Origin of the sequence: Aquirufa beregesia, from assembly GCF_011090385.1 — a bacterium.
GTDB classification, from domain to species: Bacteria; Bacteroidota; Bacteroidia; order Cytophagales; family Spirosomataceae; genus Aquirufa; species Aquirufa beregesia.
Window position 1 is genome coordinate 42277 of record NZ_SEWW01000002.1, and the last position, 21994, is coordinate 64270.

The window sequence follows — 21994 nt, forward strand, 5'->3', positions numbered from 1 at the left end:
TCTAAAAATAAATGGAATTTATGATATGTCCGTTTTTTGACTTTCAATTTATGAATGTCAAAAAATAGTCAAACGAGATTTTAGGACTTATTTATAGGATAATCCATGCCCAAATGGGAATCTTGCCCATCTACTTGAGGGCCGCCTCCAGGGAAGTGTTTGGTGGTCATGGCCACGGATTGAGTTCCTAAATTTTTTCCTTGAAAACCCACAATGATTTCTTGAATCATACGAGATGTCAAATCTGCATCTTCTCCAAAGGCCCCTTCCATTCGCTGCCAACGTGGTTCGGTGGCTAAGTCGGCCATGTACATATATCCTTTTCGTAGACCAGCCGCACGCCATTCTTTAGAAGCAATTTCAGCAAATTGACGCGTCAAAGCAAAGTCTCTCATAGCAGCCAAACCTAATTCCTCAGGCCATTTAGAAAATGCCGTTACACCCACACTTAATCCAACTGAAGCATCTGTGGTCACATGATTTCTTGGGTTGGAAGCCACGATGGCTGGTATCCCTAGTCGTGTTTCCTCGCACAAGGCTTGGAGATTGTTGGACCATTTTGCCAAGATTTCTGGAGCGGCGTTCGCTCTCAAAATGAAGTGACGAGGGTGAAATTGACGAGCCCCTTTTGTGGTTCCGGTAGTGGCCATATTAGGGGCTCCCAGCAGCTTTCGGATAAACATTTGGTGTTTTGAATCAGATCTTCTTCATAGAAACGATCGCTGATGGGTGTAGCTGGACGCGCAGCTGGCGCTCCACCAAATCCATTGTCGCCACCCATGCGAGTCGTACTAATTAACATGAAGCCCACCTTTTCCTCCTAGGTCATTTGAGAAACCAAGTCCTTAATTTCTCTCCGAAATGGGGAATCGCCAATCCTCGTATCGATCTAACTTGTTGTTTTTATTCAGGTCTTTGAACTGCATTTGTTGCAGATGGAGCATTTCCACTTAATTGTGGCTGACTTGTATGGAACCGTGCTTGTATTGGTAAAAGACAAAATAGCTAACAGGCCTAGCAAATACATGTTTTTCAAGGAATTTGATGGATATATGAATGGGCTATATGGTCTAAAAGGATTAATTAGCTGGTTTACAATGACTTATTGTATAAATTCTTGGATAATTGTTTCTCCGTTCATCAAAATAAGGTAAGCCGGTAGAAATAATTCAATTAGGATTTCTATATTGTAGCAAATAGATACAATATAGAATTATTATATCGAAAAATATTGAAAAAATACCAAATTAAATATCATTAGTCGATGAAAAAATGGATACTTAGTTTAAGTTTGCTCATGAGTAGTGTAGCTTTATTGGCTCAACCGTCAAGGCCAACACCTACCCCCAACGACACCCTTAAATCTGTAGAAGCTTTAACTTCAGGACAAGTAGTATTTCGGATTTATGCGCCCAAGGCGAGTCAAGTGATTGTTTCTGGTGATTTTTCTAAGGAGTTTGGCCCTAAAAATTTGAGTAAAAATGAACTGGGCGTTTGGTCATACATTACAGCGGAGGCCATTATACCGGATTTTTATACCTACGATTTTACGGTAGATGGGGTGAAAACGTTGGACCCTAAGAATACTTTGTTGAAAGAAGGAGAAAATGGCTATTCCAATATGATGGAAATTAAGGGGAAGGAATCGGTCTATGCTGCTAATCAAGCGGTTCCACACGGGAAGTTGGAGAAAGTCTGGTTTCAATCCAAGGTAACGGGTAAGCCTGCACGTTTTCATGTGTATACACCACCAGGTTATGAAAAGATGAAAGGGAAATTACCAGTTTTATATTTGCAGCATGGAGGAGGCGATAATGATGCTTCCTGGTCTACAGCTGGTCGTGCCAATTTTATTCTAGATAATTTACTGGCAGTGGGTAAATGCAAGCCCATGGTGGTAGTGATGCCCATGGGACATCCAGGCTCAGGTTTTTATATGAATCCTGGGATTGGGGAAGATCCTTATTACAAACAAATGTTTGAGGAAATCATGCCTATGGTCAATGAAAAATATGCTGTTCTGACGGATCGTTTTCATACTGCTTATGCGGGACTTTCTATGGGCGGATTGCAAGCACTGAATATGGCACTTTTTGCTCCTGAGAAATTTGGCTATGTATTACCTTTAAGTACAGGATATTTTCCTCCACAGTTGAAAATATTGGAAGAGAAATATATTCAAAATTTGAAAAACCCTGAGATTAACCGCTTAAAGCTCTTTTGGATTGCTATGGGAGGCGAAAGGGATATTGCCTACAAAAACGGTTTGGGGGTCAATGCTGTATTCGATAAATACGGCATTAAATACCAAACAAATACGTATGATGCAGGTCACACGTTTATCACCTGGCGTCATAATTTAGTTGAATTTGCTCTATTACTTTTTAAAGATTAATCACATGAAAAAAATCGTATTATTTGCTCTTGTTTGGGTAGTATTGATCACTCAAAATAGCTTGGCACAAACTGCTTCTGCCAAACATTTACCGATCATAGATGTACATGTGCATGCCATGAAAGTCAATGCCAATTTTGCCTCCGATATGTCGCCCTGGTTTTTAAGTAACATGCCAGGAACAGATCCTAATGAACCGACGCCCAAATTTTTGAATGCTGATGGGGCCATTATGTTAAAGGCGGCTCATTCGGACGAAGAATTTCAAGATGAGTTAATGCAAACCATGAAACGTTTAAACATGACCATTGTGGCTTCAGGAGATCCTCAGGTAATTCGTAATTGGAAAAAAGCGGCAGCTCCTGATCGGGTTATTCCTTCTATCGGTTTTAGTTCGGCTAGTGGTATTAGTGTACAAGCTTTTGAAGATTCCTTGAAAACGGGTTTTTATAAAGTGGTAGGGGAAGTGGGTTTACAATACCAAGGCTTATCTCCGAGTGATCCATTGGTGGATAAGTATTTTGAAGTAGCCGAGCGACTTAACGTACCAGTAGCCATTCATATGGGAACAGGGGGAAATGGCATGGCTAATCTGACTTCACCCAAATATCGGGCTTCCATGGGTAATCCCTTATTGTTGGAAGATTTACTAGCCAGACATCCTAAACTGAAAGTTTGGGTGATGCATGCCGGCTATCCTATGATCGATGAAATGATTGCGTTGATGGGAGCTAATTCCCATGTCTATGTGGATTTAGCCGGGATGATTTGGAGCTATCCTTTGGAAGAAATACACATGTATTTACGAAGATTAGTACAAGCAGGTTTTGGGAAACGAATCATGTATGGTACCGACTTAATGGTATGGCCAAAATTGTTAGAGACATCTTTGGGGGTCATTGAAAATGCTAATTACCTTTCTTTTGAGCAGAAGAGAGATATCTTTTTCAATAATGCCGTACGCTTTTTTCGATTAGATCCTTCCAAGTATCAATAAATAGGAAATATACCTTGGAAAATAAAAAGGGCATCTTTTAAGATGCCCTTTTTTATGCATGAATCTCGTTTATCTAAATTGAAAAATGAGAGGAAAAATGAAGCAAACAATGGCAGCCCAAATGGAATAAATGGGAAGGTATTGGGCAATACTTTTGGCCACTAGGTTAAAATCAGATTTTCCTTGAGTTGTTTTCAGTAAAGAATTTGCAACGAGAACTAAGTGGATAAAAATTAACAAATTACTTCCTAATACGGCTATTCGGTTAGGCGTGATTCCCCATTCGATTATTCGGAAACAAATGGCGGAAAGTGCAACTCCATTGACAACAATCGTTAGGGCAGATAATCCTAATAACAACCACGTTTGGTATTTGGGGCTTTCATTTTTTTCAGCTTCGGCTACAGAAAATAAAATGAGGGCCATAACTCCTATCAAAAGGCCATTAAAGATTAATAGAAATTCACGATTGGTATAAGGATCTTTTCCGGTAAACGCCATGGCAATTAAATAAACGAAAAGGAATACAAATACTACTGGGGTAAAGATTTTGGCAATAATCGGCGAAACGTTTTTGACCAAAGCAGGGTTCTTTTGAATCAAATAATTGCCTAAAATAGGTGTGGCAGATAAGCCACTGACAATCACATATTTTCCATAAAATTCTTTGATATCCAACCCTATTATTTCAAATAAGCCCAAGGAAATAGCGGTAAATAATCCACCCGAAAGAAGGATGATAGCGCACATTACTAATAAATCACCATGTAATCTCAAAAACTCAATTCTTTTATGCGTGTTGGAAAGAAGCCTTTCACCTAAGTAGGAATATGCCCAAACAGACCATAAGATTAGCGGAACATGTATACATGCTAATAGGATGGAATCAGACGGTGAAGTATGAGGAAGTAGGTTGATATAGATGACCGAAAAGAGGCAAATACCTAGAGGAAGTAAGATTTTATGAACAGGAACTTGTTGTTTCCAAATGGAATAGGCACTTAAAAAGGGGAAAATAACAAAGGAAATATTTCTTTGGAAAAAGGTATCTTGATCTAATCCGAAAAAAGAAGGGATCTGAGAAATTAGGGCAGCACAAATGCCCAAAATAAGTATAAAAAGTAATTCATTTTTGGCGCCCAAAGTGATTGGCTCCGGCGCATAATTTAGTCGCTGATTCCAAACTTGTAAACTTGTTTCTTCAGGATATTCCGACCATAAGGCGTTGAATTCTTTTTTAAATAAAGCGGAATTGGCACGGTATAACTTTTCCAGTTGTTCTGGATTTTTCAAGTTTTGTATGATCTCGCTTTTCATGATAATTGAGGTAAATAATTATTACGTACTAAAATGATTCATATGTAATACCATCTTATAGAACTCAATTTTATATAAGCTTTCCAAGGAAATACTTAGCGAAGCAATAACTTAGTAATTGATTAAAAATTGCACCTTATTTTGTTTAGCGGCAAATTTATTCAATAAACGGTAATATGCTGTTATATAATTCCTTCCCACCAAGTGGAGAATGATGGATTTGCCAATCCTAAATCGACCAACTCTCCAATTTTTGGCGTAATAACGGGGATATCCTGCTTTTTACTATTTTCCCAAAGAAGCTGTAATGGTTCATCCCATGGATGAATACTTAATTTAAATTTGGAATTATGTCCAGCAAAGATTTTTTTAGCCTTCAAATCTTTGGCAACGGTAAAAATTTCATCTGGCATGAGGTGGATGTATTTCCACGCTAGATTATATTGGCCTTGTTCTATGAGGGCTAAATCAAATGGCCCATGCTGGTCACCAATGGCCTTGAAGTGGGTATCATAGCCACTATCCCCACCGAGGAATAGATTATGTTGGGAAGTTTTCAACACAAAAGAAATCCAAAGTGTTCTATTTCGCTGGAGACCTCTACCTGAAAAATGACGAGCCGGGGTAGCCGTTAATTGCCAACCCTGTTCTAAAGTGATGGATTCATTCCAATCCAATTCTTCAATGATGTCAGGCGAATAGCCCCAATACTCTAAATGCTCCCCAACACCCAGTCCACATACCACTCGCTTGACTTTACTTTTTATCTTTTTGATAGTTTCATAGTCGAGATGGTCATAATGATCATGGCTAATGAATAAATAATCAATACTCGGTAAGCTTTCCGCAGTATATGGATCTGTACCTTTAAATGAAGCATTCATCCAAGAAAAAGGGGCCGCATAACCGCTCAAAACGGGATCTATCAATATGGTTTTGCCCTCTATTTGGAGTAAATAAGAGGAGTGTCCGAACCAGATCATATAGTCTGTGTTGGGACTTATTTGTTTCAAATCAGTTTTTACTGTGGGTAGTGCCACTGTTGGTTTGGTGCGGATGTTTTTACTCGTCATCACCCTCAGCATGGAGCCAATTTTATTGTTTTCCTCTGCGAAAGTGGGAGTGTAGGATAAATTTTGAAATTCGCCATTGTTATAATGAGGAGAATTTTTAATTCGGTGTAGCCTTTTACCTTTTGGGTTAGTCCCCAATACCGATTTATTGAGGGCAATCCAAGAACCTACCGAGATGCTTGTTAAAATTCCTAGAAAGCCTAGCATACGTCTTCTTTTCATATTACAAGGACCAATTTACTGCTTTTGATCTACCAATTGACATGTTCCTTGAATGATATGGCCAACTTAGGTATTAGCACGATTTTAATGGACATTTTTATAAATTCTTTCCAACCAAGAAAAGTGAGAGATGCTAATAATGTTACTATTTTGGCAAAAGGACATTTTTACGTTTATTTTGGTGAATGATGTCAAAGGTCATTTGACATCCATTCGCATCATTTTTTACAAGGTACATATGGCAAATTCAACGAAATTCGGAACAACAGTCAATTGGGTTATTGGCATTTTATTTACGCTGATTGGTTTGGTCAATGTTTTTTCTGGAAATGATCCAGAGTATGGTGTATTTATTATCTTACTTTCTTTGGTTTATTATCCACCTATCCAGGCATTCATTCATCGTCTGACCGGTGTCGGAATGACCAATGGGATCAAAACCATATTGGGGCTTTTTATTTTATGGGCAAGTTTAGGTGTAGGCGAGTTGATAACGAAGATTGAACAAATCTTGCAAAGCATGTAATTAGCTTTTTGCACGTCCTTTTGTAAAATGAATACCATGATGATTCAGGATTTATTTGTTCCCCCACTTTCACCAGGTAATACGCAAAGCATTGATTTAAGTATTCATAATTCAGCACTTAAGTTGGAGATTTATCAAGAGTTATGCCATTTTAATTCATTCATCCAGGATTCTATTGGTTCTAAACGATATGGTGTAGGTGGGTATTTAGAGCATCGACGAATCTATGAGTCGCATGAGAATTTTGCTACAGGTTTTGAAGACTTTAGGAATATTCATTTAGGAATTGATATTTGGACAGAGGCTGGTACAGGTGTTGTGGCACCTTTGGATGGCATCTTGCATAGTTTTCAGGTGAATGAAGGTTCTGGAAATTATGGTCCGACGATCATATTGGCCCATGATTGGGATGGAGAAAAGATCTATAGTTTATACGGACATTTGGCCAGTCAAGATTTAGAGGGATTAAGGTCTGGACAACAAATTAGTCGTGGTCAAGTCTTTGCTCATGTAGGTAATTTGAAGGAAAATGGAGGATGGCCATCCCATTTGCATTTCCAGTTGATTCGGGATTTACAAGGATTCATGGGAGATTATCCCGGCGTTTGTTCGTCAAGGGATCTGGATTTTTATGCTCAAAATTGTCCTAATCCCGAACTTTTTATGCTGGATTAACTGAGGAAGAAGGATTAATATTTAATTTTTCTAATACCCCTTTTCGTTTGACAATATTTTTATAATCCCATTGGATTATTTTCGATTTTTGAAGCCAGCGGTTGAGGTCTTGAATGGGAATATCATGTACGTTTTGAAAGTAAATACCAGCGGCTTTAAACTTACCTACTACCTGTAATTGATTTTCTTCAAAAGATAGACCACTCCAAAATAACAATTGAATCCCTTTTTTAAGTGAACTATAGCCCACAATGGGGTTATCGTCGATGAACCAAACGGGTATGGCATGCCAAATTTTACAGCTAGCTTCAGGTAATTTTTCCGAAATATAGTTGGCTAAAAAATCCCCAATTTCCGCTTCTTGAGGAGTTAGGTTCTGATTAAATGTTTGAATGGCAGGGTTCATGGTCGTAATGAATTAAATGAGTATCATTCTTTTAAAGTCATTTCTAGTTCAAATGTATTCAATTACCTGTAATTTTAACTACCCTTTCGAATCAACAAATGAGTACATATAAATCCATGAAATATTTCTTAGCGTTAATCATCATTGTGCAACTCCCAACTTGCCTCTCGGCACAGGAGCAAAAAGCAGCCCAATATTTACAGAAAATTAGAAACAATGAAGGAGAACTGACGGCATTTATGGCCCAGATGCCGAAAGGGGGCGACTTACATCATCATTTTAGTGGATCCATTTATGCTGAACCTTTATTGGAAAAAGCGATAAAATTAGATTATTACCTGAATATGGAATCGATGGCCGTGGCCAAGGAACCATCAGGAAAAGGTGGCTGGAAACGCTTGTCTGAAGTATCATCCGAAGGCCGATTGGACGCGATGAAAAATGAGATCATGCGTCGATGGTCAGTGAAGGATTATTATCCTGCATTTTATCCATCGGATCAATTGTTTTTTGAGTCTTTTGATAAATATTTGCCAGTCCTCAACGAAGAATATGCCCCTGGCATGTTGGAATTAAAAAACCGCGCTATGGCTGAAAATGTCAGCTATATCGAAACCATGTTTTCTCCTGTTTATTCCCAAATAAACTTCAGTGATTTGGCCTTTTTTGATACCGATTTACGCCATAAGGCTAGTCAGTCAAACCAGCAGGCTGTATTGAATTTACTGGAAAAATTGTATGGGAAATTGATGCAAAAAGAGGCGATGAATCAAGCCGTCATTTGGAATAATACCTTCATCCAACATTTGCATGATAGTCTAAAAATAGATGATGAGCGTTTTACCATGCGATATCAAAAATACGTGTTGAGATGTAAGAATCCAGTAGAATTATTTAAGGACATTGTTATCAGTTTTATGTCAGCGAATACCAGTGATTTGATAGTTGGAGTAAATATGGTGACTCCTGAACATGGAGAAACTTCCATGAAAGATTACCAGTTACATATGTTGATGTTCCAGTTTTGCCATCAGAAATTCCCTCGAGTAAAGTATTCTTTACACGCAGGAGAATTGGCTATGGGTCAAGTGGCGCCTGAAAGTTTAACATGGCATATTGGAGAGGCAATACATACAGCGAAAGCGAATCGAATTGGCCATGGTGTTGGTATCCCTTATGAAAAAAACAGTTATGACCTTTTGAGATACATGAGTAAACAGAAAATACCCGTGGAAATGAATCTGGTTTCTAACCGATTTATTTTACAAATTAAAGAAGATAAGCACCCCATTCAATTATATCATCAATTCAAGGTTCCTCTTTTAATTAGTACCGATGATGCAGGTGTTTTGCGTACGAGCTTGACGGAACAATACGTTTTATTGGCTAAATCATATCCGTTTTTTAGCTATGCTCACATCAAGGAATTGGTATTTAATAGTTTGGATTACAGTTTTATTCAAGAGCCTGAAGTCAAGCAGAAATTGCGACAAGATTTAGCTAAAAGATTTAAGGAATTTGAAGCAAAAATCCCTTAAATCTAATAGAAGTTTAAAGCTAAATTGTTAAATATTGGATTTCGGAATGGAGGCAATATTTTTATGTTTTCTTTATGAGTGATTTTATAGATTCTTTAATAGGAGCCTTAAGATATTTAGTCAATATTAAATTCTCATTATTCTCTTCCACATTTAAGTATAATTATATTTTTAAATAAAATCTATATTAAATGAGACATAATTTAAATAGAGAAATTGAATATTAAATTCTAACTACTTGGTAATTCAAATTCAAATTTTGTTCCAATTCCTAATTCACTTGAAACATAGATATTACCTCCTTGTGCTTCAATAAATTCTTTACAAATGGATAAGCCCAGACCACTCCCTTCATTTTGAGAACCTGGAATACGAAAATATCTGTTGAAAATTTTATCTAAATATTGGTGTGAAATACCTTGACCTGTATCTGCAACTGAAAATTTCACATTGTTTCTGTCTTTAATTACTTGAATTGAAATAGTAGAATTTTCGAAACTGTAATTGATTGCATTTGCAACCAAATTGCTTAAAACCCAAGCTGTTTTCTCTTTATCAGCTAGGACTTGAGATACAGAAGGGTCAATTTTTACTTCAAACTTGATTTGTTTATACTCTGCGGATATGTGATTTGTATTTATGGCGTATTCAACTATTTCGGCAGGAGTTGTGGCCATTACAATTAATTGAATACTTCCACTTTCCACTTGTGTCATATTTAATAATTCACTAGTAATTTTTAAAAGTCGATTTGCATCTTCCTTAATACTCTCCATTAATTGAATTTGATCCTCATTTAAATTACCTATTTTGTGATTTTCTAATAATTGTACACTCATTTTAATAGAGGAAAGAGGTGTTTTTAATTCATGTGATATGGTGGCCAAAAAATTGGTTTTAGCAAAATCAAGCTCCTTGTACTCCGTTATATTTTGAAGTAGAATAACATTGCCTACAAATTTTTCTTCATTTTCTCCTGTTGGAATTATATTTATGGCTATGATTTCTTTGTTAAAAAAACTCTCCTTATTATCTGAATATATTTTTACAGGTTTGTTGATTTTTTTTTCAATAAATAAATCTTGAATAAGTGTTCTTACTAAATCATTATTTACTGCAATATCTTGAATACGTTTTCCGAGGACCTCTTCGTTTTTTAGTCCAGTAACGTATAATGCGGTATTATTCATGAAAATTATATTATTTTTTTCGTCCAAGCCAATTACAGGATCTCGCATATTGTTAATTAATGTATCGATTCTCTTTTTTTCTAACATAAGCTTATCTAAACTACTAGCTTGGTATTCCTCTAGTTTTTCAGCCATTATGTTAAATGATGTAGCTAATTCTCCAAATTCATTATTGTCATCAAAGTGGACTCTTTTTGAATAGTTTTGTGATGCAATTTGTTTAATACTTTCGGATAGTTCTTTGATTGGATTAGCGATATTTCCAGGAAGGTTTACTAAGAGGATGAAAGCAATTAGAAAACAGATAGTACCGATGATTGAAATTTCAAAAATAGATTTTTCAGCTGTTTCATCGGCAATGTTACTTTTTCGTTGAATAGCTTGCATATTGAGCTGCATAATATCCGTGATATCTGTTCTTGTGTTTTTTATTAAGATGCTATCATTAGGGGATAATTTTAATTTGTTGTAATCATTTGTTAGTTTGAGGGTTAATTCTTTTTCCCCAACTTCTGTTATATTCTTTAGTTGTTTCGCAAGGTTTTCTTCAATTAATTGTTGTTCTACTTTACTATAGATGCCGTTATTTAAGGCTATCATCATTTGTCGCGAATAGTCTAATGTGTTGTAATTTGCTACCAGTATATTTTTTGTATCGTTTGATAGTTTAGTAATGAATTGGCTTGCCAAAATTGAAAGTAGAATGATCATGGCAAATAGAGATCCAGTGCCAAGAAATAATTTATATTTGATTTTCATTAGCTTAATATGACTAAGTCAATATTCGTAAGAGATAGTTTTTTGAGTAAGTTATTAAATACGTTTGTTGAAAGTATGATTTTAAACAAACTTAGATGGGGCTTACCAATACAAATGGTTGTTATTTTCTTTTCTTCACATTGTTCCAAAATGGTAGTAGAAATATGACTACTTTCTACTTTAATTATTTCAGCACCTAATTCTGTGGCTAGTTTAAAATTACTAATCAGATGTCTTTGTTTGTTTAAAGGGATATGACTACTATTTTCGGATGGAGTTTGTACATATAATAAATACCATTTACTGTGATAATAATTGGCCAATCTAGCTGTTTTCCTAATGACGGTCTTGGCCGTAATTTCATTACTGCTAATACATGCTAAAAATCGTTCGTGTTTTAGTGTATTTTCTTTGGTGATTTCTGTTTCAACTTTGCGTTCAACCTGAGAAGCAACTTCTTTTAAGGCTAACTCACGAAGTTGAAGAATGTGCTCACTTTTAAAAAAGTTATTTAGTGCAATTGGGATTTTTTCTATGGAATAAATTTTACCTTCTTTTAATCGTTCGATTAACTCATCTGAGGTTAAATCAATATTTACGACTTCATCAGCTATTGACAAAACTTTATCTGGAATTCGTTCAGTGACATCAATTCCTGTAATTGCTTTTACTTCTTTGTTGAGGCTTTCAATGTGTTGAATATTTACTGCTGAAATTACATTAATTCCTGAGTCAAGAATTTCCAGTACATCTTGCCAGCGTTTTTCATTTTTACTCCCTTCTATATTTGTATGAGCTAATTCATCTATAATTACTACTTCAGGCCGTAAATTAATAACGGCCTGAACATCTAATTCATCTAATCTTTTTCCTTTGTAGAAAAGGGTTCTTCTGGGGATAATTGGCAAGCCTTCTAATAATGCATGTGTCTCTTTTCTGTTGTGAGTTTCAATATATCCAATTTTTACATCGATTCCATTTTTCAAAAGGGCATGTGCTTCTTGCAACATTCGAAAGGTTTTACCTACCCCAGCACTCATTCCAATATAAATTTTGAATTTACCTCTTCTCGACTTTTTTATAAGATCAAGAAAAAGTTGGACATGGTGTTCTTTTTCTGTCATGGATGAAACATTTAAAATGAAATTGCCAAAGAAGTTGTCATGGTGAAATCGTCAGAAACTAGTTTCTCTAATCGATGAAAGGTATCGTTGTTTCCAGTAAATTTGCGACCTTCTATCCTCCAGGTAGTATTTTCTGTAATGGAATAATCATAATTAATAGAATAACTCCAAGTTTGAAAGCCTTGGGGACTTGTATTGGAGATGATAATTCCATTGGGGTCACTATAATATTCTACTCTTCCCACAATGTTGCTTCTCGAAGTTGGACTAATTTTTAATATTAAAACAGTTGAATACCATTGATAGAAATCAGCACTATTTTTATTTTTTTGTTCAAAACCCAAATCAAAACCAGCAGTAAATGCAACTTTTTTACTTAATTGAAATATACCATACCAATTATGAAAATACCTCATTAATTTGGTGCTATCTGGTTTATCATTCCCGATGAATGAGCTACTATTTATTGTAATTTTTTTATTTGGAGTGAATGTCAATTGGTGCCCTAGAGCGAGGGTGCTATTCCCATCTATTCGTTGTATTCGCTGCCAACCATTTAATAGTAATCCACTCAAAAGCCATTTTTTATTGGGAGCAAGGTATGTGACTTTAATGCCACTTTCATAATATGGAGAGTTGTCTGCCATAATACTTCTTGTTAGGGTCCAACAATCTTTACTTATGGCACTTTCAAATCCAATATGAGAACTGAAAATACCTGCATCTAACCATAGATTAAGTTTTTGACTTAATTGTACACCGACGTTTGCTTCATAGATGTTTTTTAAAACTCCAGGTTCTGAGGCTAAGTTTGCATTCATGTACGATCCAGTAGCTAAGGACAGATTTGCTCTTACATTATTTTGTTGGTACGCAGCTTTAATAAAAGCTAGATTTATAGTTAACTCATTATGTCTATTATGGGAATAGATGAAATTGGGCCTAGTTCCACTAGTAGGATTATTAAAATCATAACTAAAATAAGATTCTAAATATCCAGAAAAAATTAATGGTTTTTTCTCATTTTCGGATTGAGCAAAAGTTAATTGTGTGATCAGGGAAAATATGAGTAAAATAAATTTTTTCATTACTTATTGCATCTTATCTAGTTCAATATTCAATTTAAGAACATGGATACGTTCAGGGCCAAAAAGGCCAGCCATGGGTTTTTCAGTTTGTTTTGAGATTAATGTAGTTAAAGCATTTTCAGAAATACCTCTAACTTTTGAGATTCGATTAATTTGTATAAGGGCAGATGTTACAGAAATATGAGGATCTAATCCACTACCACTTGCAGTAACTAGATCAGAAGGAATTTCAGATTTTTTTATTTTGGGATTATGTGCTATAAATGTATCAATTCTTGCTTGCACAGATGCTAAATATGCAGGATTAGAAGGCCCTTTATTACTTCCTGCAGAACTAGCTGCATTATATTCAACAGCAGATGGTCGTGAATTGAAATAACGATCATTCGTAAATTTTTGACCTAAATTGCTGTAAAATTTTTTGCCTTTGAAATAAATTACATCACCATTTCCATGGCTAGTTGTCAACTGGGAACTTGCCCAAACGATAAGTGTATAAGCTCCAGAAAACAAAATAAGCATAACAATAGTTAGTCGAATAGAAGAAATTATATTATTTTTCATGATACTACATTAATATAAGATGGTTATAAATAAGTCTATTAATTTTATCCCAATGAAAGGAACAATAATCCCTCCTAAGCCATAGATCAACAAATTTCTTCGAAGTAAAGCACTAGCTCCAATGGGTTTGTATGCAACGCCTTTTAATGCAAGGGGAATTAACATTGGTATAATAATCGCATTAAATATTACAGCAGATAATATAGCACTTTCTGGGCTATGAAGTTTCATAATATTTAAGTCATTTAATGCAGGAATAGATGTAATAAACAGTGCAGGAACAATAGCAAAATATTTGGCTACATCATTTGCGATACTAAAAGTAGTTAGTGTTCCTCGAGTCATTAGTAACTGTTTGCCTATTTCTACTACTTCAATTAACTTGGTAGGGTCATTATCAAGATCGACCATATTTCCAGCTTCTTTAGCAGCTTGAGTTCCACTATTCATTGCTACACCAACATCTGCTTGCGCCAAAGCTGGGGCGTCATTCGTGCCATCTCCCATCATTGCGACTAGCCTACCTTCGCTTTGTTCTTTTCGGATATAGTTCATTTTGTCTTCAGGTTTAGCTTCTGCGATGAAATCATCTACCCCTGCTTTTTCTGCTATAAATTTGGCTGTTAATGGGTTATCGCCTGTTACCATGACTGTTTTAATGCCCATCTTTCGTAAGCGATCAAACCGTTCGCTAATACCTGCTTTGATAATGTCTTGTAATTCAATTACACCTAAGACTTTTTCATTTTCAGCAACCACTAAAGGTGTACCTCCATTGCTGGAGATTAGTCCCACTTTTTCTTCTGTTTCTTTTGGAAATATATTACCGGCCTTTTCTGTTAGTGCCCGAATGGAGTCATATGCCCCTTTTCTTATCCGAGTAGTATCATAGTCAATTCCTGAGCATCTCGTTTCTGCTGAAAATTTGATAAATCGGTGATTTTTAAATTCAAAATTCAAAGGATTTAAGCCAATTAATTCAATAATTGATTTTCCTTCTGGGGTGTCATCCGACATCGAGCTTAATACTGCAGCCCTCAAAAAATCCTCTTCTTTGACTCCATTGGACAGATAAAAATGAGTTGCTTTTCTATTTCCAATTGTGATTGTACCTGTTTTGTCTAGTAGAAGTACATCAATGTCTCCTGCTGTTTCTACAGCCTTACCACTTTTGGTGATAACATTGGCTCTTAATGCTCTATCCATGCCTGCAATGCCAATTGCGGAAAGTAACCCCCCAATTGTAGTAGGAATTAAACAAACAAACAGTGAAATAAAAGCAGCAATTGTAATGGGCGTTTGTGAGAAATCTGCTAATGGTTTTAATGTAATTGTAACAATAATGAATACAAGAGTAAAGCCAGCTAAAAGGATGGTAAGTGCTATTTCATTCGGAGTTTTTTGACGAGAAGCCCCTTCAACTAATGCGATCATTTTATCCAAGAAACTCTCTCCTTGTTCAGTAGTAACCATAACTTTGATTTTGTCTGATAAGACTTTTGTTCCACCAGTTACACTACTTTTATCTCCGCCAGATTCTCTAATAACTGGGGCACTTTCTCCTGTGATAGCACTTTCGTCAATGGTAGCGAGTCCTTCAATTATTTCACCATCGTTTGGAATGATATCGCCAGCTTCACAAATAAATATATCACCTTTTTTTAATTGGGATGAGGGGACTACCTTTATTTCATTTAGATACATTTCACCAAGAGGTTGAATTAATTTCGCAGGAGTTTCTTCTCTGGTTTTTCTGAGACTATTGGCTTGCGCTTTACCTCTAGCTTCTGCAATGGCTTCAGCAAAATTGGCAAATAATAATGTGATAAATAGAATGGAAGTGAGGGTGCAATTGTACATCAAACTACCCTGATCCTTCACACCCGTGGCTATAAGTACACATACAAATACCATCACTAAGGTTCCAACCCAAACAGTAAACATGACTGGATTTCGAAACATTTTTACTGGACTTAGCTTGATAAAGCTTTCCTTGATTGCGTCAAAAACTAAATCGCTTTCAAATAAATTATTTTTTTTAATAAGGCTCATGATATGGAGTTTACATAGATAAATATTCTGCAATTGGCCCTAATGACAAAGCCGGGAAAAATGATAAAGCAGCGACAATAACAATGACAATGAAGATCATCAACCCAAATGTAATCGTATCTGTTTTTAATGTTCCTGCGCTTTCAGGAATGTATTTTTTACTTGCTAAACTACCAGCAATGGCAACTGGGCCAATTATTGGAATAAATCTTGCTAGAAGCATAACTATTCCGCTTGCAATATTCCAAAATGGGGTATTATCTCCTAGTCCTTCAAACCCACTTCCATTATTTGCACTTGATGAAGTGAATTCATAGAGCATTTCGCTGAAGCCATGAAAACTTGGGTTATTTAACCACGCCGATAACTCAATAGGGTTTTGCGTATAGGCGTAACTAGCAAAAGCTGTTCCTGTTAAAATAAGTAAAGGATGAAGCAAGGTTACTCCCATGGCAATTTGCATTTCTTTTGCTTCTATCTTTTTGCCTAAAAATTCGGGAGTTCTACCAACCATCAAACCACTAATAAATACAGTCAAAATGATGTAAATGTAAAAATTTAGAAAACCCACACCACATCCTCCATAAAACGCATTCACCATCATGCCTAGCATTTGAAAAAGGCCACTTAAAGGCATAAAACTATCGTGCATAGCATTTACACTACCCGTTGAAATCACGGTAGTTGCAATACTCCAATATGCAGAAGCTGCAGCCCCAAATCGGACTTCTTTTCCTTCCATATTTCCATGTTGGTTAATCCCCATTTTTTCTATTAATGGATTTCCATTCATTTCATTCCATATAGTCGGCAAGGCTAATAGTAAGAAACCAACGGTCATAACGCCAAAAATCATCCAGGCCAAATTTTTTCTCTTAAGCATGTAACCAATAGCAAAAATGAATGCTAGAGGAATTAGCATCTGGGTAATTATTTCCAAAGTATTAGTGAAATAATTGGGGTTTTCAAGTGGGTGCGAGGAGTTAGCGCCAAAGAAGCCTCCTCCATTAGTACCTAGATGTTTGATTGCTATAAATGCAGCAGCTGGACCCCTGCTAACTTGTACAGATTCGTCTTGCAAAGTTGTGATTGTGTCCTTCCCTTCAAAAGTCATAGGGCTTCCATTCAACACTAATAAAATAGCCACTAGTATGGAGAATGGTAATAAGATTCGAGTACAAGAGCGCACAAATAAATAGTAAAAGTTTCCAAGAGTATGGGCTACTTTTTCTTTCATTGCATTAACGACTATTACAGCCATCGCAATTCCGCAACCCGCACTTATGAACTGGAACAACATCAAAACTAATTGTCCTAAATAGCTAATCCCTGTTTCACCTGAATAGTGTTGTAAATTAGTGTTTGCAATAAAACTAATTGCTGTATTAAGGGCTAAATCTAAACTCATGGATGGATTTCCATCTGGGTTAAGAGCTAAGTTTCCCATATTAGTCAATACAAGCATGGCTAATACAAACCAGACTAAATTAATTGTAAGCATGACAACAATATGTTGCTTCCAATTCATTTCTTTTTTAAAGTCAATGTTACCTAGTTTATAGATAAGTTTGTCTAAAGGGTCAAATAGAAAGTCCAAATTTGTTTTTTCATCACTAAAGATTTTGCCCATGTATCTGCCCATAGGTTTGGCAAGTATTACTACAACAAGGAAACTTAGGATAACTCCAATTATTTCTGTATTCATGATTTAAAATTTTTCTGGTTGAATAAGTACGTAGCACATATACGTAAATACGGAAAGAGAGATAATGAAAAGAAGAGTCATTTTTTTCAATTTAAGTGAATGAGTTAAAATAAAGTGGGATTACAAACTAGAGGGTGATTTTTTAAGTAAATCACATTATAGGGATTTGTTGATTTGCTTACAGAAAAAGCTATTTTGCCTTGTGTAAACCAGGATTGAAGTACCTCTTGATGAATTAAAATCGATTTTACCATGTATCTGTTTTTTTTGATACAGGTATAACAATTTGATTGCCAAAAATAAAATTATTTTATAATGCGCTGATTGTAAGAAGATTAATGAATTTAATCTTGGAGAAAGGTAATAATTACCCCTATCATTTTGATAGGGCTATACTTGCATTTTGATAGCCTTTAGCTGATTTTGTACTCCTCTAATTTTCTATATAGAGTAGTTAAAGCAATATTTAGAAGTTTCGCTGTTTCCGTTTTATTTCCCTTGGTATAATTGAGGACTTTTTGAATGTGAATTTTTTCTGCACTTGATAGATCAAATGCAGAAAGGGATTTTCCTTCAGAATTTATTGTTTGATTTTGTTCAAAATCATCAGGTAAAGTTTCCAGCTCCAAAATTCCACTATTAGTTAAAATAACACTTCTTTCCAGAATGTTCTTTAATTCGCGGATATTCCCTTTCCAAGTATGCTTTTTTAATGAATTCAAGTATTCTGAAGATATACTAAGGATTGACTTTTTCATTTTAAGAGCGAAGTATTTCATGAAATAATAAGCCAATGCTTCAATATCCTCTGTTCTTTGTCTTAATGGAGCTAGCTCTATTTGAAATACGGAAATTCGATAATATAAATCTTCTCGAAAGCGATTTTGTATAATTTCGTTTTTCAAGTCTCTATTAGTGGCGGCAATAATTCTAACATTTACTTTTGTTAATTTACTATCTCCTACTTTAAAGAATTCACCTGTTTCCAGGACTCTGAGTAATTTAGCTTGTAAATCTAATGGCATTTCACCAATTTCATCAAGGAAAACACTTCCTCCATTTGCTTCTTCAAAAATCCCTTTTGTTTCTTTTATAGCTCCCGTGAACGCTCCTGCCTTATGCCCAAATAACTCATTTTCTAGTAAATCTTTACTAAATGCAGAACAATTTATCGCAATAAAATTATGTCGAGCTCTATAACTAGCAGTATGAATTGCTTGAGCAAATATTTCTTTACCTGTTCCCGTTTCTCCCGTAAGTAAAACACTTGCATCAGTTATTGCTACTTTTTGAGCAGTTTCTATAGATTTTTTGATTGACTTTGATTGACCAATAATTCCCTCAAAGGAATATTTATTTCCCAATTGTTTTTCTAATTGAAGGACTCTTTTTGTCAATGATACTTTCTCTAAAGCTTTATATAAAAGGGGTATGATTTTATTGTTATCATCGCCTTTTATTATATAGTCAAAAGCTCCATTTTTAATTGCTTCTACTCCATCACTGATATTTCCGAATGCTGTTAATAAAATCACTTCTATGTATGAATATCTAGCTTTAATGGTTTTAATGAAATCTACGCCATTTCCATCAGGAAGTTTTACATCGCAAATTATGACATCAATATTTAAAAGGTCTAATTTATTTAAACCAGTTTTACAATCACCCGCTTGAGTAACCTCGAACCCCTCCAGCGAAATAATTTTTGACAATAATGTTCTTAATCTTTCCTCATCATCAATTATTAAGACATGTTGATTCATTTTGGGCTTATTTTTAAATTAATTAATGGAGTAATTAATGATTGATACAAACTATCGAATTAAATCTATTGTTGTTTCTGAAAAAGTCATCCCAAGTATTTGATTGAATGCGCATGGGCTAGATTTTCTTTACCTTGTAACAAATGTACTGAAATCAAGTTGACTGATTGTTTAAATGTAATTAGAATTGAATAATGCTGTTAAGCTAAATAGTTGAATTTTCCATGTCATATCATTATTGATCTGTTATTTTATGTTTGAATTTAAGGATGAATATCAATAGCTGGACTAACATAAAAACTTCCAGTACCTCCAAAGAAGATAAAATGTTTCTCCCCAAACTTTTCAGCACTTCTTGAATTTTCTTAGGGCCTTTCAGAAAGTCGTGATGCAGGTTGGGACACGTCCATTCTGTATTGAAATTATATATGTTAGCAGCTAGTCACAGTTTAGACTGTACGATTTTTTCAGCTTTTTATTTTTAATTCAGCTAAAATTGATCATCTTGAATAGCCTAAAATTTGAATTTCTACATGATACAATTAATGGGAATACGAGAAAAATGGCTCTCACTTTTCAACTAATAGGATGCAGATGGAAGAAAATATACACATAGATTTTCCACTTACTTATCAAGCTATTCAAGAAAAGACCCGAGTATCGGGTTTTAGTATGGCATCTGATGTTTTGACAGGATCATTGTTACGAACTTTGGCAGCTTCCAAACCGGCTTCTAATTTTCTTGAATTAGGAACAGGTACAGGATTATCTACTTCTTGGATTTTGGATGGAATGGATGAGAAATCTACGTTGATATCCATAGATAATGATGACGCTTTTCTATCTATTGCGAGAGAATATTTGGGCTCAGATTCAAGACTGGAGTTGGTCAATTCTGATGGAGAAGACTGGGTAATGTCTCATCTTTCCCTCCGATATGATTTTATTTTTGCGGATACTTGGCATGGAAAATACTTATTGTTAGACGAGGTGTTGAACATGCTAAACCCCGGTGGAATGTATGTAATTGATGACATGATTGAGCAAGCCAACTGGCCACTTGGACACCGTGAAAAAGCTGAGAAATTGATTCAAGAATTAGAAAATAGGAAAGATCTTAAGATGACGAATTTAGTTTGGTCTACTGGAATAATTATTTGTGTAAAGAAATAAAAGAGTCAAAAGATGATTGTAGAAGTGGCTGTATTGCAGGTTAGAGATGGACAAACAAAGCAATTTGAAGCAGATTTTAAATTGGCTAGTAAATACATTCGATCCATTCCTGGTTATCATTCGCATTCCCTTTTGAAATGCTTAGAACAGGAAAATAAATACATGTTAGAAGCTTATTGGCAAAAATTGGAAGATCATACGATTGGCTTTCGACAATCTCCACAGTATGAACAGTGGAGGGAATTGTTACATCATTATTATGACCCATTTCCTGTTGTTGAGCATTATCAAGAAGTATTATTGACATGATTAAAAGACTTGAATCCATTGATTTTATAAGAGGTATTGTCGTGATTCTCATGCTATTGGATCATGTGAGGGATTTGTTTCACGTTCATTCCATTGGTCAATCCCCCACAGATTTAGCAGTAACGACTCCTGCGATATTCTACACCAGAATTATCACACATCTTTGCGCTCCTATTTTTGTATTTCTGGCAGGGAGTTCGGCATATTTAGTATTTCAAAGATCTGAGAATAAAAAACAATTCAGCCAGCGCATGATTCTTAGAGGCGCTTGGCTTATCTTGTTGGATTTGATTGTGATCAATTTAGGCTTATTTTTTGATATACATTTTGGGCTTATACTAATCGACGTGCTAAGTGCCATTGGTTTTTCGATGGTGATAATTGGACTAATCAATCGTCTATCAACGAAGCAGATTTTTTGGTTGGCATTAGGTATTATCTTGCTTCAACAGGTGTTGTTGCAGATTCAACCAGCATGGCTTAAACCTCTGTCATTTTTAATTAGTCCGAATGCATTCCCTTTGCCTAATGGCACCTTGTTGGTGGTCGGTTATCCACCTATTTCCTGGCTTGGAATATGCCTATTGGGCTATTCTTTAGGGCATTATTTTTTGGAGAAAACGACGGCTGATTTTTGGAAATTAGGTCTTAGGTTATGTTTCCTTTTTTTAGTTGTTCGATATTTTAATCTGGGTGGAGATGCCCCATGGCAAATGGATGGATCATGGACGAAACAATGTATGTCCTTTTTTAATGTATCAAAATATCCTCCAAGCATTAGTTTTACATCATTGACTTTAGGCATCATGTTTTTACTGCTGAGTGTAAGTCAATATGTCGGAAAAAATGGGATAGAAATAGTCAGTTCTTTTGGGCGAGTACCCTTATTCTTTTTTGTCAGCCACTGGTATGTTCTTCACCTAATTTTGTTGGCTTTGATTTTCAATCAAGGCTTTCATATCGCCAATTTAGAATTCGGATTTCAATTAAGTAGACCTAAAAAATTTATTGGTTTGAGTCTTTCCCAAGTTTATATTGTTTGGTTTTTGGTGGCTTTACTCTATTATCCACTTTGCCGGTATTATTACCAATGGCAGCAAAGCAGAAAGAATCACTAA

General features: G+C 35.4%; 19 protein-coding genes. 8 read left to right on the forward strand and 11 right to left on the reverse strand.

Annotated elements, in window-relative coordinates:
- Nucleotides 1-80: 80 nt before the first annotated feature.
- Complete coding sequence (locus EWU23_RS04075) at nt 81-683, reverse strand: glycoside hydrolase family 3 N-terminal domain-containing protein (RefSeq protein WP_317164289.1); 603 nt, start codon at nt 681-683, stop codon at nt 81-83.
- 581 nt (nt 684-1264) lie between these two features.
- Between EWU23_RS04075 and EWU23_RS04080 the strand changes: the two genes are divergently transcribed.
- Both EWU23_RS04080 and EWU23_RS04085 read left to right on the forward strand, forming a co-directional pair.
- Nucleotides 1265-2395: an esterase gene (locus EWU23_RS04080; RefSeq protein ID WP_166229137.1), complete on the forward strand. Its 1131-nt coding sequence runs from the start codon at nt 1265-1267 to the stop codon at nt 2393-2395.
- A gap of 4 nt (nt 2396-2399) precedes the next feature.
- Nucleotides 2400-3392: an amidohydrolase family protein gene (locus EWU23_RS04085; RefSeq protein ID WP_166229139.1), complete on the forward strand. Its 993-nt coding sequence runs from the start codon at nt 2400-2402 to the stop codon at nt 3390-3392.
- Nucleotides 3393-3461: 69 nt separating this feature from the next.
- Here the strand turns inward: EWU23_RS04085 and EWU23_RS04090 are convergent, their stop codons facing one another.
- Together EWU23_RS04090 and EWU23_RS04095 are read right to left on the reverse strand one after the other, a co-directional pair.
- Nucleotides 3462-4709: a DUF4153 domain-containing protein gene (locus tag EWU23_RS04090; protein WP_166229141.1), complete on the reverse strand. Its 1248-nt coding sequence runs from the start codon at nt 4707-4709 to the stop codon at nt 3462-3464.
- A 182-nt stretch (nt 4710-4891) separates the two neighbouring features.
- Nucleotides 4892-6004: an MBL fold metallo-hydrolase gene (locus tag EWU23_RS04095; protein ID WP_235942144.1), complete on the reverse strand. Its 1113-nt coding sequence runs from the start codon at nt 6002-6004 to the stop codon at nt 4892-4894.
- A 130-nt stretch (nt 6005-6134) separates the two neighbouring features.
- Between EWU23_RS04095 and EWU23_RS04100 the strand changes: the two genes are divergently transcribed.
- Both EWU23_RS04100 and EWU23_RS04105 read left to right on the forward strand, forming a co-directional pair.
- Nucleotides 6135-6530: a hypothetical protein gene (locus EWU23_RS04100; protein ID WP_205753077.1), complete on the forward strand. Its 396-nt coding sequence runs from the start codon at nt 6135-6137 to the stop codon at nt 6528-6530.
- 36 nt (nt 6531-6566) lie between these two features.
- A complete protein-coding gene (locus EWU23_RS04105; protein ID WP_235942145.1) occupies nt 6567-7205 on the forward strand; it encodes a peptidoglycan DD-metalloendopeptidase family protein in 639 nt (212 codons plus the stop codon).
- Here the strand turns inward: EWU23_RS04105 and EWU23_RS04110 are convergent.
- Nucleotides 7192-7611, reverse strand: coding sequence for a DUF1801 domain-containing protein (locus EWU23_RS04110; protein ID WP_166229145.1), 420 nt, complete (start codon nt 7609-7611; stop codon nt 7192-7194). The two genes, EWU23_RS04105 and EWU23_RS04110, sit on opposite strands and share 14 nt — an antisense overlap.
- 98 nt (nt 7612-7709) lie before the next feature.
- Between EWU23_RS04110 and EWU23_RS04115 the strand changes: the two genes are divergently transcribed.
- Entirely contained in the window at nt 7710-9149 is a 1440-nt protein-coding gene (locus EWU23_RS04115) for an amidohydrolase family protein (RefSeq protein ID WP_166229147.1), read from the forward strand.
- 230 nt (nt 9150-9379) lie between these two features.
- Here the strand turns inward: EWU23_RS04115 and EWU23_RS04120 are convergent, their stop codons facing one another.
- The 7 genes from EWU23_RS04120 to EWU23_RS04150 form a co-directional block, all read right to left on the reverse strand.
- A complete protein-coding gene (locus EWU23_RS04120; protein ID WP_166229149.1) occupies nt 9380-11098 on the reverse strand; it encodes a HAMP domain-containing sensor histidine kinase in 1719 nt (572 codons plus the stop codon).
- On the reverse strand, nt 11098-12222 hold the full coding sequence (locus EWU23_RS04125; protein WP_166229151.1) for a sensor protein KdpD: 1125 nt from the start codon (nt 12220-12222) through the stop codon (nt 11098-11100). The genes EWU23_RS04120 and EWU23_RS04125 overlap by 1 nt, the downstream gene beginning before the upstream one ends.
- An 11-nt stretch (nt 12223-12233) precedes the next feature.
- On the reverse strand, nt 12234-13310 hold the full coding sequence (locus EWU23_RS04130; protein WP_166229153.1) for a porin: 1077 nt from the start codon (nt 13308-13310) through the stop codon (nt 12234-12236).
- Between the two features lie 3 nt (nt 13311-13313).
- The gene (locus tag EWU23_RS04135) at nt 13314-13874 is read right to left on the reverse strand and encodes a K(+)-transporting ATPase subunit C (protein WP_166229155.1); all 561 of its coding nucleotides are present in this window, start codon (nt 13872-13874) and stop codon (nt 13314-13316) included.
- Nucleotides 13875-13883: 9 nt separating this feature from the next.
- On the reverse strand, nt 13884-15926 hold the full coding sequence (kdpB, locus tag EWU23_RS04140) for a potassium-transporting ATPase subunit KdpB (protein WP_166229157.1): 2043 nt from the start codon (nt 15924-15926) through the stop codon (nt 13884-13886).
- A gap of 10 nt (nt 15927-15936) precedes the next feature.
- Nucleotides 15937-17631, reverse strand: coding sequence for a potassium-transporting ATPase subunit KdpA (gene kdpA, locus EWU23_RS04145; RefSeq protein ID WP_166229159.1), 1695 nt, complete (start codon nt 17629-17631; stop codon nt 15937-15939).
- A gap of 413 nt (nt 17632-18044) precedes the next feature.
- Nucleotides 18045-19394, reverse strand: coding sequence for a sigma-54-dependent transcriptional regulator (locus EWU23_RS04150; RefSeq protein ID WP_166229161.1), 1350 nt, complete (start codon nt 19392-19394; stop codon nt 18045-18047).
- 594 nt (nt 19395-19988) lie between these two features.
- On the opposite strand from EWU23_RS04150, the gene EWU23_RS04155 reads away from it, so the two are divergent.
- The 3 genes from EWU23_RS04155 to EWU23_RS04165 are packed head-to-tail and all read left to right on the forward strand — an operon-like array spanning nt 19989 to nt 21994.
- Nucleotides 19989-20567 (forward strand): O-methyltransferase, encoded by a 579-nt coding sequence (locus EWU23_RS04155; RefSeq protein ID WP_166229163.1) that lies wholly within the window; start codon nt 19989-19991, stop codon nt 20565-20567.
- Nucleotides 20568-20579: 12 nt separating this feature from the next.
- Nucleotides 20580-20876 (forward strand): antibiotic biosynthesis monooxygenase family protein, encoded by a 297-nt coding sequence (locus EWU23_RS04160; protein ID WP_166229165.1) that lies wholly within the window; start codon nt 20580-20582, stop codon nt 20874-20876.
- A complete protein-coding gene (locus EWU23_RS04165) occupies nt 20873-21994 on the forward strand; it encodes a DUF1624 domain-containing protein (protein WP_166229167.1) in 1122 nt (373 codons plus the stop codon). Before EWU23_RS04160 ends, EWU23_RS04165 begins: the two co-directional genes overlap by 4 nt.

Coding starts and splice junctions, on each gene's coding strand:
- EWU23_RS04160 (WP_166229165.1), top strand. CDS start 20,580: ATGATTGTAGAAGTGGCTGTATTGCAGGTTAGAGATGGACAAACAAAG.
- EWU23_RS04080 (WP_166229137.1), top strand. CDS start 1,265: ATGAAAAAATGGATACTTAGTTTAAGTTTGCTCATGAGTAGTGTAGCT.
- EWU23_RS04085 (WP_166229139.1), top strand. CDS start 2,400: ATGAAAAAAATCGTATTATTTGCTCTTGTTTGGGTAGTATTGATCACT.
- EWU23_RS04125 (WP_166229151.1), bottom strand. CDS start 12,222: ATGACAGAAAAAGAACACCATGTCCAACTTTTTCTTGATCTTATAAAA.
- EWU23_RS04115 (WP_166229147.1), top strand. CDS start 7,710: ATGAGTACATATAAATCCATGAAATATTTCTTAGCGTTAATCATCATT.
- EWU23_RS04110 (WP_166229145.1), bottom strand. CDS start 7,611: ATGAACCCTGCCATTCAAACATTTAATCAGAACCTAACTCCTCAAGAA.
- EWU23_RS04135 (WP_166229155.1), bottom strand. CDS start 13,874: ATGAAAAATAATATAATTTCTTCTATTCGACTAACTATTGTTATGCTT.
- EWU23_RS04150 (WP_166229161.1), bottom strand. CDS start 19,394: ATGAATCAACATGTCTTAATAATTGATGATGAGGAAAGATTAAGAACA.
- EWU23_RS04130 (WP_166229153.1), bottom strand. CDS start 13,310: ATGAAAAAATTTATTTTACTCATATTTTCCCTGATCACACAATTAACT.
- EWU23_RS04090 (WP_166229141.1), bottom strand. CDS start 4,709: ATGAAAAGCGAGATCATACAAAACTTGAAAAATCCAGAACAACTGGAA.
- EWU23_RS04105 (WP_235942145.1), top strand. CDS start 6,567: ATGATGATTCAGGATTTATTTGTTCCCCCACTTTCACCAGGTAATACG.
- EWU23_RS04155 (WP_166229163.1), top strand. CDS start 19,989: ATGGAAGAAAATATACACATAGATTTTCCACTTACTTATCAAGCTATT.
- EWU23_RS04095 (WP_235942144.1), bottom strand. CDS start 6,004: ATGAAAAGAAGACGTATGCTAGGCTTTCTAGGAATTTTAACAAGCATC.
- EWU23_RS04100 (WP_205753077.1), top strand. CDS start 6,135: ATGCTAATAATGTTACTATTTTGGCAAAAGGACATTTTTACGTTTATT.
- EWU23_RS04075 (WP_317164289.1), bottom strand. CDS start 683: ATGTTTATCCGAAAGCTGCTGGGAGCCCCTAATATGGCCACTACCGGA.
- kdpB (WP_166229157.1), bottom strand. CDS start 15,926: ATGAGCCTTATTAAAAAAAATAATTTATTTGAAAGCGATTTAGTTTTT.
- kdpA (WP_166229159.1), bottom strand. CDS start 17,631: ATGAATACAGAAATAATTGGAGTTATCCTAAGTTTCCTTGTTGTAGTA.
- EWU23_RS04120 (WP_166229149.1), bottom strand. CDS start 11,098: ATGAAAATCAAATATAAATTATTTCTTGGCACTGGATCTCTATTTGCC.
- EWU23_RS04165 (WP_166229167.1), top strand. CDS start 20,873: ATGATTAAAAGACTTGAATCCATTGATTTTATAAGAGGTATTGTCGTG.